The 13,679-nt window shown below is 52.6% G+C and carries 8 protein-coding genes, 7 tRNA genes and 3 rRNA genes; all 18 read left to right on the top strand.

What is annotated here, in order from left to right; translation table 11 throughout:
* Nucleotides 1-296: 296 nt before the first annotated feature.
* Entirely contained in the window at nucleotides 297-1,499 is a 1,203-nt protein-coding gene (tyrS, locus tag MIH18_RS09195; protein ID WP_249007570.1) for a tyrosine--tRNA ligase, read from the top strand.
* Nucleotides 1,500-1,986: 487 nt separating this feature from the next.
* Nucleotides 1,987-3,537 (top strand): 16S ribosomal RNA (locus MIH18_RS09190).
* A gap of 227 nt (nucleotides 3,538-3,764) precedes the next feature.
* Nucleotides 3,765-3,841: transfer RNA gene (locus MIH18_RS09185), tRNA-Ile, on the top strand.
* Nucleotides 3,842-3,936: 95 nt separating this feature from the next.
* Nucleotides 3,937-4,012, top strand: a tRNA-Ala gene (locus tag MIH18_RS09180).
* Between the two features lie 356 nt (nucleotides 4,013-4,368).
* Nucleotides 4,369-7,261 (top strand): 23S ribosomal RNA (locus MIH18_RS09175).
* Between the two features lie 99 nt (nucleotides 7,262-7,360).
* A 5S ribosomal RNA gene (gene rrf / locus MIH18_RS09170) occupies nucleotides 7,361-7,474 on the top strand.
* Together the 16S, 23S and 5S rRNA genes with 2 tRNA genes alongside form the textbook arrangement of a ribosomal RNA operon.
* Nucleotides 7,475-7,692: 218 nt before the next feature.
* Nucleotides 7,693-8,658, top strand: coding sequence for a biotin--[acetyl-CoA-carboxylase] ligase (locus MIH18_RS09165; protein WP_249014362.1), 966 nt, complete (start codon nucleotides 7,693-7,695; stop codon nucleotides 8,656-8,658).
* Complete coding sequence (locus tag MIH18_RS09160; protein WP_249014361.1) at nucleotides 8,655-9,398, top strand: type III pantothenate kinase; 744 nt, start codon at nucleotides 8,655-8,657, stop codon at nucleotides 9,396-9,398. Before MIH18_RS09165 ends, MIH18_RS09160 begins: the two co-directional genes overlap by 4 nt.
* A 255-nt stretch (nucleotides 9,399-9,653) precedes the next feature.
* A tRNA-Thr gene (locus MIH18_RS09155) sits at nucleotides 9,654-9,729 on the top strand.
* Nucleotides 9,730-9,768: 39 nt separating this feature from the next.
* Nucleotides 9,769-9,852: transfer RNA gene (locus MIH18_RS09150), tRNA-Tyr, on the top strand.
* Nucleotides 9,853-9,861: 9 nt separating this feature from the next.
* A tRNA-Gly gene (locus tag MIH18_RS09145) sits at nucleotides 9,862-9,936 on the top strand.
* 13 nt (nucleotides 9,937-9,949) lie between these two features.
* Nucleotides 9,950-10,025, top strand: a tRNA-Thr gene (locus tag MIH18_RS09140).
* 49 nt (nucleotides 10,026-10,074) lie between these two features.
* The gene (tuf, locus tag MIH18_RS09135) at nucleotides 10,075-11,271 is read left to right on the top strand and encodes an elongation factor Tu (RefSeq protein ID WP_249007573.1); all 1,197 of its coding nucleotides are present in this window, start codon (nucleotides 10,075-10,077) and stop codon (nucleotides 11,269-11,271) included.
* Nucleotides 11,272-11,323: 52 nt separating this feature from the next.
* Nucleotides 11,324-11,399 (top strand) — tRNA-Trp (locus MIH18_RS09130).
* 33 nt (nucleotides 11,400-11,432) lie between these two features.
* Nucleotides 11,433-11,801: a preprotein translocase subunit SecE gene (secE, locus tag MIH18_RS09125; RefSeq protein ID WP_098419658.1), complete on the top strand. Its 369-nt coding sequence runs from the start codon at nucleotides 11,433-11,435 to the stop codon at nucleotides 11,799-11,801.
* 12 nt (nucleotides 11,802-11,813) lie between these two features.
* Nucleotides 11,814-12,347 (top strand): transcription termination/antitermination protein NusG, encoded by a 534-nt coding sequence (gene nusG / locus MIH18_RS09120; RefSeq protein WP_007350514.1) that lies wholly within the window; start codon nucleotides 11,814-11,816, stop codon nucleotides 12,345-12,347.
* Between the two features lie 102 nt (nucleotides 12,348-12,449).
* A complete protein-coding gene (gene rplK, locus MIH18_RS09115) occupies nucleotides 12,450-12,881 on the top strand; it encodes a 50S ribosomal protein L11 (protein ID WP_249007574.1) in 432 nt (143 codons plus the stop codon).
* A gap of 1 nt (nucleotide 12,882) precedes the next feature.
* Nucleotides 12,883-13,581, top strand: a complete 699-nt coding sequence (gene rplA, locus MIH18_RS09110; protein ID WP_249007575.1) for a 50S ribosomal protein L1 — start codon at nucleotides 12,883-12,885, stop codon at nucleotides 13,579-13,581.
* Nucleotides 13,582-13,679: the final 98 nt, after the last annotated feature.

Below are 13,679 nucleotides of genomic sequence, written 5' to 3'. Positions count from 1 at the left end.
CACCCGTTTAAGTCGACATTTCGGCAGCTTGTGCCGCTGTATTAAATCTGGTTTTAATAGTCTAGCTGATAGATTACCGCATAAGAATCATCGGCAACAGACGTCAACATTACAGTTGCGGTGTTTGTTACACGGATTTATCGGAGCGCGATTGTTATAATACGGCGCCGCGACCATTCAGTGATGGTTAAAAACTGAACAGCTGTATCTTAGCAAAGTTTCGGCGAATAGGCAGAGTTGTTATCCAACTCTGTGAACTGGAACTGTTTCAAATCAAATTATGAGGTGGGGTGTTCATGGCATTGATTGATGAATCGCTGGCGCTGATCAAGCGTGGTATCGACGAGCTAATTCCCGAGGAGGAGTTAGTCGCCAAACTAAAAGAGGGGCGCCCGCTGCGTATTAAGGCGGGTTTTGACCCTACTGCGCCTGATCTCCATCTTGGCCACACGGTGCTTATTAACAAGCTGCGCCAGTTCCAGGATTTGGGTCATGAGGTCATTTTCCTGATTGGCGACTTCACCGGTATGATTGGCGACCCGTCGGGCAAGAGTGCTACCCGGCCGCCGCTGACCAGTGAGCAGGTAGCGGCTAATGCGGTTACCTATAAAGAGCAGGTGTTCAAAATTCTGGACCCTGCCAAAACTCGCGTTGCTTTCAATTCCGAGTGGATGAGTAAAATGAGCGCCGCGGACATGATTGCTTTGGCGGGGCAGTACACAGTTGCTCGCATGCTCGAACGCGACGATTTTGACAAGCGTTACACCGGTGGGCAGCCGATTGCGATACACGAATTTCTATACCCTCTCATTCAGGGATACGATTCGGTCGCCCTGGAGGCGGACGTCGAGCTGGGCGGCACCGATCAGAAGTTTAACCTGCTGATGGGGCGGGCACTGCAGAAGAACTACGGCCAAAAGCCGCAAGTCATATTGACGGTGCCCATTCTTGAGGGTCTGGATGGGGTGCAGAAGATGTCCAAGTCGTTGGGCAACTATGTTGGTGTGAATGACGCGCCTGGTGAAATGTACACCAAGCTGTTATCGGTACCCGATGAGCTGTTATGGCGTTACTTTGAATTGCTGAGCTTCCGGCCCCTGGCTGAAATAGAAGAATTTCAGGCCCAGGTAAGTTCCGGAGCTAACCCGCAGGACTATAAGAAACTGCTGGCAGAAGAGCTGATTACCCGCTTCCATAATGAAGAGTCTGCGAGAACTGCTCACAAGTCCGCAGGCAACCGTGTGACGCTAGGCGAAATACCCGACAACGTGCCAGAGGTAAGCGTTGCGCTGGAGGGGCAGGAGCAGTTGGCAATTGGCACGGTGTTGCGTATGGCCGGATTGGTTAAGAACGGTGCGGCAGCGCGGGATGTGCTGAGCCGTGGTGCCGTCTTTATAGATGGCGTAAAGCTTGAGGGCGACAGAATGTTTGCTGAGGGCGACACCTGTGTTATCCAGGCCGGCAAGAAGAAGGTTGCGCGTATTACTATGGTGAAATAGGTCGATGACGGGGATTTGAACTTTTTTCACTTTCCCCGTTGACCTGTTCCGAGAAGTCTGTAGAATGCGCATCTCGCTTGAGGGACAGCCCGGAATAGAGGGGCAGGAATTGAGCGGAAACTGTTGGGTAAGACGTTGAAAAGTTTAGGGAATGTGATTTAAACTTTGAACGCGAAAACGGTTGACACGGTTCGGATACGCTGTAGAATGCGCCTCTCGAATCAAGCAGTACCAGCCGGTTAGGTTGGGGGGTTTGGAAGGAAATGCTTCTAACGCTTCTCGAAATAAACGGTTGACAGGGCAGCGAAACGATGTATAATTCGCCTCCTGATTGAGCCACGGCTCAAACGCTCTTTAAAAAATTAACCAAGTAATTCGTGTGGGCGCTGACTGGAGTATTTCGGTAAGAAATACCAAGTCAACGACTCGTCAAGAATTGAGTTTTTGTACTTGAGCAGATTTAAGATCTTCGGATCTTGTATGATTTAAACTGAAGAGTTTGATCATGGCTCAGATTGAACGCTGGCGGCAGGCTTAACACATGCAAGTCGAGCGGAAACGATGGTAGCTTGCTACCAGGCGTCGAGCGGCGGACGGGTGAGTAATGCTTAGGAATCTGCCTAGTAGTGGGGGATAGCCCGGGGAAACTCGGATTAATACCGCATACGCCCTACGGGGGAAAGCAGGGGATCCGCTCTTCGGAGAGGACCTTGCGCTATTAGATGAGCCTAAGTCGGATTAGCTTGTTGGTGGGGTAATGGCCTACCAAGGCAACGATCCGTAGCTGGTCTGAGAGGATGATCAGCCACATCGGGACTGAGACACGGCCCGAACTCCTACGGGAGGCAGCAGTGGGGAATATTGGACAATGGGCGCAAGCCTGATCCAGCCATGCCGCGTGTGTGAAGAAGGCTTTCGGGTTGTAAAGCACTTTCAGCGAGGAGGAAGGCCTTAAGATTAATACTCTTGAGGATTGACGTCACTCGCAGAAGAAGCACCGGCTAACTCCGTGCCAGCAGCCGCGGTAATACGGAGGGTGCAAGCGTTAATCGGAATTACTGGGCGTAAAGCGCGCGTAGGTGGTTATGTAAGCGAGATGTGAAAGCCCCGGGCTCAACCTGGGAACGGCACTTCGAACTGCATGGCTAGAGTGTGGTAGAGGGTAGTGGAATTTCCTGTGTAGCGGTGAAATGCGTAGATATAGGAAGGAACACCAGTGGCGAAGGCGGCTACCTGGACCAACACTGACACTGAGGTGCGAAAGCGTGGGGAGCAAACAGGATTAGATACCCTGGTAGTCCACGCCGTAAACGATGTCAACTAGCCGTTGGGGATCTTGAATCCTTAGTGGCGCAGCTAACGCACTAAGTTGACCGCCTGGGGAGTACGGCCGCAAGGTTAAAACTCAAATGAATTGACGGGGGCCCGCACAAGCGGTGGAGCATGTGGTTTAATTCGACGCAACGCGAAGAACCTTACCTGGCCTTGACATGCAGAGAACGTTCCAGAGATGGATCGGTGCCTTCGGGAACTCTGACACAGGTGCTGCATGGCCGTCGTCAGCTCGTGTCGTGAGATGTTGGGTTAAGTCCCGTAACGAGCGCAACCCCTATCCCTAGTTGCTAGCAGGTAATGCTGAGAACTCTAGGGAGACTGCCGGTGACAAACCGGAGGAAGGTGGGGATGACGTCAGGTCATCATGGCCCTTACGGCCAGGGCTACACACGTGCTACAATGGCGCGCACAGAGGGCTGCAAACCCGCGAGGGGGAGCCAATCTCACAAAACGCGTCGTAGTCCGGATCGGAGTCTGCAACTCGACTCCGTGAAGTCGGAATCGCTAGTAATCGTGAATCAGAATGTCACGGTGAATACGTTCCCGGGCCTTGTACACACCGCCCGTCACACCATGGGAGTGGATTGCACCAGAAGTAGTTAGTCTAACCTTCGGGAGGACGATTACCACGGTGTGGTTCATGACTGGGGTGAAGTCGTAACAAGGTAGCCCTAGGGGAACCTGGGGCTGGATCACCTCCTTAAACGATGCCGAACGCTTCGGTCAGAGTCCACACGAATTACTTGGTTGATTGATTAAAGAGAGCAAAGGGTCTTTCAGGCCCGACGGTTTTAACCCTCAGGGGTTTGGCGCCGGATTCGAATCGATTGGCAAGGCGCAAGCTGAGCGAAGGCGGAAGCGTACTGTAGTACGTGACCAACTGAACGAGGATTGCAACGCAGACCAGGCGCTTCGAAGACAAGCAAAACCGGGTCTGTAGCTCAGTTGGTTAGAGCGCACCCCTGATAAGGGTGAGGTCGGTGGTTCAACTCCACCCAGACCCACCAAAATTGCTCAGCTCGTCGTTATCGAGTGACTTGCATAGAAACGCTATGCGGCGCCCCTCGATGCCTAGATCTGAGCAATTTGTAGAGTAGCTTCTGGGGCTATAGCTCAGCTGGGAGAGCGCCTGCCTTGCACGCAGGAGGTCAGCAGTTCGATCCTGCTTAGCTCCACCATTATACAGGCATGACGAGTTACTTGGTTACCCTGAATTCCCTGACTTCGGTCAGTGTACAGAAAAAAGTGTTTCAGTTTAGCGTCCGCTAAGTCTGAAGGCCTTCTTTCTGATCACTGGGTCAGATTTGCTCTTTAACAAATTGGATGAGATAGAACACGAATGCTTTCCTCTACGGTCTTTGAGGGAAGTGTTCAAGTGATAACGATTTTTTCAAGCGTTATCCGGTGTTGTCGTTGAAGTGGTTGTGTATGACTTCGAGTGACTATCTCTAATCGGTTCCACCTGGAACGTCTTGGCTTCGGCTGGGATGTCTATGTGTGGTTCCTCTTGGAGTCAGTTGTCTTGGGGTTATATAGTCAAGCAACTAAGCGCATACGGTGGATGCCTAGGCAGTCAGAGGCGATGAAAGACGTGGAAGCCTGCGATAAGGTTCGGGGAGCTGGCAAACGAGCTGTGATCCGGACATTTCTGAATGGGGAAACCCACCCGATCTAGGTCGGGTATCTTACACTGAATACATAGGTGTAAGAGGCGAACCGGGAGAACTGAAACATCTAAGTACCCCGAGGAAAAGAAATCAACCGAGATTCCCTAAGTAGCGGCGAGCGAACGGGGACTAGCCCTTAAGCTAGACAACTGGTAGGAGAAGGCTCTGGAAAGTGCCGCCATAGTGGGTGATAGCCCTGTATCCGAAACCTGAGTCTAGTGAAATCGAGTAGGACGGGGCACGAGAAACCTTGTCTGAACATGGGGGGACCATCCTCCAAGGCTAAATACTCCTGACTGACCGATAGTGAACCAGTACCGTGAGGGAAAGGCGAAAAGAACCCCTGTGAGGGGAGTGAAATAGATCCTGAAACCGTATGCGTACAAGCAGTCGGAGCAGACTTGTTCTGTGACGGCGTACCTTTTGTATAATGGGTCAGCGACTTATGTTCAGTGGCGAGGTTAACCGTTTAGGGGAGCCGTAGGGAAACCGAGTCTGAATAGGGCGAATTAGTCGCTGGGCATAGACCCGAAACCGGGCGATCTATCCATGAGCAGGTTGAAGGTTGAGTAACATCAACTGGAGGACCGAACCCACTGTCGTTGAAAAGCCAGGGGATGACTTGTGGATCGGAGTGAAAGGCTAATCAAGCCCGGAGATAGCTGGTTCTCCCCGAAAGCTATTTAGGTAGCGCCTCGGACGAATACCACAGGGGGTAGAGCACTGTTTCGGCTAGGGGGTCATCCCGACTTACCAACCCGATGCAAACTCCGAATACCTGTGAGTACTATCCGGGAGACACACGGCGGGTGCTAACGTCCGTCGTGAAGAGGGAAACAACCCAGACCGCCAGCTAAGGTCCCAAAATTCCAGTTAAGTGGGAAACGATGTGGGAAGGCTCAGACAGCTAGGAGGTTGGCTTAGAAGCAGCCATCCTTTAAAGAAAGCGTAATAGCTCACTAGTCGAGTCGGCCTGCGCGGAAGATGTAACGGGGCTCAAACTGGATACCGAAGCTGCGGCTGCATACTGTGTATGCGGGGTAGGGGAGCGTTCTGTAAGCCTGCGAAGGTGAGTTGAGAAGCTTGCTGGAGGTATCAGAAGTGCGAATGCTGACATGAGTAACGACAATGCGAGTGAAAAACTCGCACGCCGGAAGACCAAGGGTTCCTGCGCAACGCTAATCGGCGCAGGGTGAGTCGGCCCCTAAGGTGAGACCGAAAGGTGTAATCGATGGGAGACGGGTTAATATTCCCGTACCTTGAATCACTGCGATGGAGAGACGGAGAAGGCTAGGTAAGCCGGGCGACGGTCGTCCCGGTTTAAGCGTGTAGGGAGGGGACTTAGGCAAATCCGGGTCCTCAATTCTGAGACGTGATGACGACTGCCCATGTGGCGGGAAGTTATTGATGCCATGCTTCCAGGAAAATCTTCTAAGCTTCAGGTGATTTGAGACCGTACCCCAAACCGACACAGGTGGTCAGGTAGAGAATACCAAGGCGCTTGAGAGAACTCGGGTAAAGGAACTAGGCAAAATGGTGCCGTAACTTCGGGAGAAGGCACGCTGGTGGTATGTGACACCCCTCGCGGGTTGAGCAGAAGCCAGTCGAAGATACCAGGCCCCTGCGACTGTTTATTAAAAACACAGCACTGTGCAAACACGAAAGTGGACGTATACGGTGTGACGCCTGCCCGGTGCCGGAAGGTTAATTGATGGGGTTATCCTTAGGGAGAAGCTCTTGATCGAAGCCCCGGTAAACGGCGGCCGTAACTATAACGGTCCTAAGGTAGCGAAATTCCTTGTCGGGTAAGTTCCGACCTGCACGAATGGCGTAACGATGGGGGCGCTGTCTCTACCCGAGACTCAGTGAAATTGAAATCGCCGTGAAGATGCGGTGTATCCGCGGCTAGACGGAAAGACCCCGTGAACCTTTACTATAGCTTCACAGTGAACTTTGAACATGTTTGTGTAGGATAGCTGGGAGGCATTGAAGCGTGAACGCCAGTTTGCGTGGAGCCAACCTTGAAATACCAGCCTGGCATGTTTGAGGTTCTAACTCTGTCCCCTTATCGGGGATGAGGACACTGTGTGGTGGGTAGTTTGACTGGGGCGGTCTCCTCCTAAAGCGTAACGGAGGAGCACAAAGGTGGGCTAAGTACGGTCGGACATCGTACGGTTAGTGTAATGGCACAAGCCCGCTTGACTGCGAGACAGACACGTCGAGCAGGTACGAAAGTAGGTCATAGTGATCCGGTGGTTCTGTATGGAAGGGCCATCGCTCAACGGATAAAAGGTACTCCGGGGATAACAGGCTGATACCGCCCAAGAGTTCACATCGACGGCGGTGTTTGGCACCTCGATGTCGGCTCATCACATCCTGGGGCTGAAGCCGGTCCCAAGGGTATGGCTGTTCGCCATTTAAAGTGGTACGCGAGCTGGGTTTAGAACGTCGTGAGACAGTTCGGTCCCTATCTGCCGTGGACGTTGGAGATTTGAGGAAAGCTGCTCCTAGTACGAGAGGACCGGAGTGGACGAACCTCTGGTGTTCGGGTTGTCACGCCAGTGGCATTGCCCGGTAGCTATGTTCGGATAGGATAACCGCTGAAAGCATCTAAGCGGGAAGCCCCTTCCAAGATGAGATCTCCCTGGGCCCTAGAGGCCCCTGAAGAGCCGTTCAAGACCAGGACGTTGATAGGTCGGGTGTGTAAGCGCTGCGAGGCGTTGAGCTAACCGATACTAATTGCTCGTGCGGCTTGACTATATAACACCCAAGACAATTGCGGATATCGCAACGAAAAAATCGTATCACGGCCCTAAAAAGCCAGCGTTCTATCTCATCCCCCAGTGATCAACCGTTTTGTCTGACGACTATAGCGGCTTGGTACCACCTGATCCCATCCCGAACTCAGAAGTGAAACAAGCCTGCGCCGATGGTAGTGTGGTTCGTCCATGTGAGAGTAGGTCATCGTCAGACTCTTATTGCTAAAAGCCCCGACAGCTCACGCTGCCGGGGCTTTTTTTTGGCTGAATAAAACGAAACCAGCCCAAAACAGGGACGGATTTCAAATCCGTCCCTCAGTGAAACCGGTCCCCACCTGGTGATTCGCCAATTCCAACGTCATGCATAGGCTTTGAATTCGTGCGGATTTAGTGTTTAATCCAGCGCTTAGTCATTGACGCGGGCATCCCTGAATGAAAGCCAAGGTATTGATAACCCGTTTGAATGACGGCAAGATCCATTCCGGACAGTCACTCGCCATGGAGTTTGGCGTTAGCCGCACCGCAATATGGAAGATCGTACGGCGGGCGTTGAAGGAGGGTTTTGATATACGCACCGTGCGTGGCCGGGGCTATCAGTTAGCACACCCTGTGGATTTCCTGAACCAGGAAATTATCGCGAAAAACGTCGGGTCGGCTAGCTCGCGGCCGCTGGCGTTAAGCGTGATCGATGAAATTGACTCAACAAACGCAGAAGTGATGCGCATGCTGGCCAGAGGCGAGAGTGCAATGCCTGTTGTCACCGCCGAAACCCAGACAGCCGGCCGTGGACGTCGCGGCCAGCCCTGGTGTAGTCCAGCGGGCGAGAATATCTATCTGAGTATGGGGTTGTCGTTGTCCGGCGGGTTTTCTGCGGTCGATGGTCTCAGTCTGGTGCTGGGCGTGGCGGTGGCAGAGGCACTGGAGTGCCTTGGAGCTGCGCCGGTAGGGCTAAAGTGGCCGAACGACATTTTGATTGACGGAGCCAAGGTTGGCGGCATTCTTGTTGAGCTGCAGGGTGAGCTTCAGGACGGCGTTGTACACGCCATTGTGGGTCTCGGCCTGAATGTGCACATGACCGCGGCACCAGCCATTGATCAGGCCTGGACCAGTCTCGTGCTTGCACGGCCGCAAATGACTTGGAGCCGTAATGCACTAGTAAGTGCGCTGATTACTAGTATTGCGGATGCTAGTGACAAATTTCAGAGTGTTGGCTTTGCTGGGTTTCGCAGTTCCTGGCAATCGCGAGATGTGTTTTTTAGTCGTCAACTTATGGCTCGTGACGGCGAGCTACAAGGCGTTGGGCAAGGTATCGATCACAGTGGTAATTATATAGTGCGCACAAATGAGGGCGAGTTCGCTGTACGGTCCGGTGAAATCAGCTTGCGAGTCGCCTCGTGATACTGTTGGTTGACTCCGGAAACACGCGTCTGAAATGGCGGCTTGAGCGTCAGAAAAGTGCCGAGGTGCTAGTGCAGGGCGTTGGTCTTTTGAGCGACGCAGATCCACTGCAGGCTCTGTGCTTGCCCAAAGGTGAGCGGGTAATGTCCGTGGCAGTCTCAACTGTCGCCTCTGAGCAGCGCCAGCACAACCTTGTGGCGGCTTTGGAATCGCGGTTTGCTGTCCCGGTGACCTGTTATTGGTCCGAAGGTGAGCGCGGTGGGTTGATTAATGGTTATCAGCAACCGGCAAAGATGGGTGCTGACCGTTGGCATGGCATGTACGCCGCTTGGCAGAGGCGTCGGCAGGGCTTTGCTGTCATAGACGCGGGCAGCGCGGTAACCGTCGATTACGTGGCTGCAGACGGCCATCACCTAGGGGGTTACATACTTCCTGGCTTGCAAATGATGTTGCGCAGCTTGAGCAGCGATGCTGCACGTATTGGTTTTGAACCAAAACCCAACTTAAAAACTCTGCCGGGGCTGTCGACCAACGAATGCGTCAATCACGGGTTGGCCTGGCTAAGCGCTGCCTTTTTAGATCGGGTGTTGGCAGACATACAGAGTTATGGACTACGCGATCTGGTGCTGACTGGCGGCGATGCCTTAAGGCTCCAGCACATAGGTTTGCAAGGGGAGATAGAGCCGGAATTGGTGCTTGATGGCCTGGCAAAAGTTCATCGCGAGCGGTTCTGCGATTAGTTGAGGAGCGCAAATGCACATAGAGTTTAAAAAGAATTGGTGGAAACACCTGTCAAGGGTGGCAAAAGCACGGTGATTTCGGCTAAGCTATGCGCTCGTTTTTGAGTGAGGCTGCACTTGGTTGTTGAGTGGCCTGTCCGGTCATAGCAGGTTGCTCTTGGTGAGTCCATTTTGTTGCCTTCAATAAGCGCCAAGGTGTTGCAAAGCCAAAAGATAATCCGTAGTATACCGGCCTCGTTGTTAAGGCGAGTGTGGGCTGGCGTAGCTCAGTTGGTAGAGCAGCTGACTTGTAATCAGCAGGTCGGGGGTTCGATTCCGTCCGCCAGCTCCAATTTAAAGTTTTTGCAGGTCCGCGTAGCGGATTTAGCTCGGAGGGGTTCCCGAGTGGCCAAAGGGATCAGACTGTAAATCTGACGCGAAAGCTTCGCAGGTTCGAATCCTGCCCCCTCCACCATTATTGCTCGCGGGCATCGTATAATGGCTATTACCTCAGCCTTCCAAGCTGATGATGTGGGTTCGATTCCCACTGCCCGCTCCAATTTAGTTCTTGTGCTCATGTAGCTCAGTCGGTAGAGCACATCCTTGGTAAGGATGAGGTCAGCGGTTCGACTCCGCTCATGAGCTCCATTATTTACCGGTCAACGTTACGGTCCTGGTTGATTAGGGAGTTTGTCAGATGTCTAAATCTAAATTCGAACGTAAGAAGCCACACTTGAACGTGGGCACCATTGGTCACGTTGACCATGGTAAGACCACTCTGACAGCTGCTCTGACGCGTGTATGTCATGACGTATGGGGAACAGGTACTGCAAGTGCTTTTGACCAGATCGACAATGCTCCGGAAGAACGTGCGCGCGGTATTACCATCGCCACGTCTCACGTTGAGTACGATTCCCCGAACCGTCACTACGCACACGTAGATTGCCCGGGCCACGCTGATTATGTGAAAAACATGATCACCGGTGCGGCGCAGATGGACGGCGCTATCCTGGTTTGCTCCGCTGCTGACGGCCCTATGCCGCAGACCCGCGAGCACATCCTGCTGTCACGTCAGGTAGGTGTTCCTTACATCGTTGTGTTCCTGAACAAAGCGGACATGGTTGACGATGAAGAGCTGCTTGAATTGGTAGAAATGGAAGTACGCGATCTGCTGGAAATGTACGACTTCCCAGCTGACGACACTCCGATCATCACCGGTTCTGCGTTGATGGCTCTGGAAGGTCGTGATGACAACGAAATGGGCACGACTGCTGTTCGTAAGCTGGTAGAAGCTCTGGATTCTTATATCCCTGAGCCTGAGCGTGCGATTAATCTGCCGTTCCTGATGCCTATCGAAGACGTATTCTCTATCTCTGGCCGTGGTACCGTTGTAACCGGTCGTATAGAGCGTGGTATTGTCAAGATTGGTGAAGAAGTGGAAATCGTGGGTCTCAAAGACACGGTCAAAACGGTTTGCACCGGCGTTGAAATGTTCCGCAAACTGCTCGACGAAGGTCGTGCAGGCGAGAACGTTGGCGTACTGTTGCGCGGCACCAAGCGTGACGACGTTGAGCGTGGTCAGGTTCTGTGTAAGCCAGGCAGCATGAAGCCGCACACCAAGTTTGAGTGCGAAGTGTACGTGCTGAGCAAGAACGAAGGCGGCCGTCATACTCCGTTCTTCAAGGGCTATCGCCCGCAGTTCTACTTCCGTACCACCGACGTCACCGGTGCTTGCGAATTGCCAGAAGGCGTAGAAATGGTTATGCCAGGTGATAACGTGAAGATGGAAGTGACTTTGATTGCTCCGATCGCCATGGAAGATGGCCTGCGCTTCGCAATTCGCGAAGGCGGCCGTACTGTAGGCGCCGGTGTTGTCGCCAGGATTCTCGAGTAATACCCAAGTTAGGGTGTTACTGGAGTGAAAGTGCACTGAGTTGTTTCGGTGCAGGCCAGTAGCTCAATTGGCAGAGCAGCGGTCTCCAAAACCGCAGGTTGGGGGTTCGATTCCCTCCTGGCCTGCCATTTTTTAACATCTAGATACATAAGTTGATTCCTATGGAGTCAAGATCTGTTCAATCAAGCAGCCGCTTAGATGTTGTAAAGTGGCTTGTAGTATTTTTACTGGTCACGGTTGGCGTGGTTGGTAATCAGTATTTTGCTGCTGAGTCTTTGCTTTATCGTGTGATTGCATTAGTAGTATTAGCTGCTATCGCGGCTTTTATTGCAGTGCAAACGTCACGAGGTGGCCGCTTTGCCGCGCTTCTAAAAGAGGCGCGTGTCGAAATTCGCAAAGTGGTTTGGCCCACAAGGCCGGAACTCATACAGACAACAGCTATTGTGATTGTGTTTGTTTTAGTTGTGGCTTTGCTGTTGTGGGTTATGGACTCGCTAATCAGTTTGTTGGTCGCCGGATTTATCGGTTAACGGGAGTGGGCAATGGCTAAGCGCTGGTACGTGGTACATGCGTATTCTGGCTTCGAAAAGCATGTAATGCGCACCCTGAAGGAGCGCGTTGCTCTTAACGGACTGGAAGAGCAGTTTGGCGAGATCCTGGTTCCGACCGAGGAAGTCGTCGAGATGCGCGACGGCAAGAAGCGCAAAAGCGAACGTAAGTTTTATCCAGGATACGTATTGGTCCAGATGGAACTTGAAGACGCAACATGGCATCTTGTAAAGAATACACCGCGTGTTCTCGGATTTATTGGCGGTACGAAAGAGAAGCCTGCGCCTATAACGGAAAAGGAAGCGGACGCGATTTTACGCCGCCTTGAAAGCGGCGCTGACAAGCCTAAGCCGAAGACGTTGTTTGAGCCGGGCGAAGTTGTTCGCGTCGTTGAAGGACCCTTTGCGGACTTTAATGGCGTTGTTGAGGAAGTTGATTACGACAAGAGTCGTGTCAAGGTTGCTGTGTTGATCTTTGGCCGATCCACTCCGGTTGAATTGGAGTTTGGTCAGGTAGAAAAAGACTGATTTAGCAGCAATAAAGTAAAAGCTCGCGCGCCATGGCGTCGCGGGCTTTTTGTGTCTGCAAACGGGGAGCTGAAAAGCGTTTGAACCCATAGGAGAGTTATCATGGCGAAGAAAATTGATGCCTACATTAAGCTACAGGTTGCTGCCGGTAAGGCCAACCCAAGCCCCCCTGTTGGCCCAGCTTTGGGTCAGCGCGGCGTAAATATCATGGAATTCTGCAAGGCGTTCAACGCTAGAACGCAGGATATGGAGCAGGGCCTTCCTATTCCTACCGTGATCACCGTATACAGCGATCGCAGCTTTACGTTTATCACCAAAACCCCGCCCGCGCCGGTACTGCTGCTGAAAGCGGCAGGCGTGAAAAGTGGTTCAGGTAAGCCAAACACTGATAAAGTTGGCAAGGTAACTCGCGAGCAGCTTGAAGAAATCGCGAAAATGAAAGAGCCGGATCTCACCGCCGCCAGTATGGATGCCGCGGTTCGGACCATTGCAGGTACAGCCCGTAGTATGGGTCTGACCGTGGAGGGCCTGTAACATGTCAAAGCCAAGCAAGCGTCAAACGTTGATTCGTGAAAAAGTAGAAGCTGGCCGTGCATACTCAATGGAGGATGCGGTTGCCCTTTTGGTTGAGCTGGGTCAACAGGTCAAGTTCAAAGAGTCTATAGATGTTGCCGTAAATCTGGGTGTGGATGCGCGCAAATCCGACCAAGTTGTACGTAGCAGTACGGTTCTGCCGCACGGTACCGGTAAAACGGTTCGCGTTGCCGTATTTACACAAGGCGCTAACGTCGAGAAAGCCAAAGAAGCCGGTGCTGACATTGTTGGTATGGATGACTTGGCCGATGAAATCAAAAAAGGCATCATGGATTTTGACGTGGTTATTGCCAGTCCCGATGCCATGCGCGTTGTGGGCCAGTTGGGTCAGATCTTGGGCCCCCGTGGCCTTATGCCAAACCCGAAAGTAGGTACCGTAACCCCAGACGTAGCCACAGCGGTGAAAAACGCTAAAGCAGGTCAGGTTCGCTACCGCACCGACAAAAACGGCATTATCCATTCTCCACTGGGTAATGTTGAATTCTCTGCGAAGAACATTCAGGAAAACCTGGAAGCTCTGATTGCAGATTTGAAAAAGGCTAAGCCTTCATCGTCCAAAGGCGTGTATCTGAAGAAGATCACACTGTCTTCGACCATGGGGCCTGGCCTGACTATCGATCAGAGCGCTCTGGAAATCTAAGCGTCTGATCGGTAGTTGCTTTGTAGTCTGGGCGGAAGCCAAGGCTGTCAAAGACCGCAGGCCCCCGAAACTGCTTTGTTGAAAGCGCTACAGGGGTT

The sequence above is a fragment of the Marinobacter sp. M3C genome, assembly GCF_023311895.1.
Classification (GTDB): domain Bacteria; phylum Pseudomonadota; class Gammaproteobacteria; order Pseudomonadales; family Oleiphilaceae; genus Marinobacter.
This window is presented reverse-complemented; position numbering and strand designations above follow the sequence as displayed.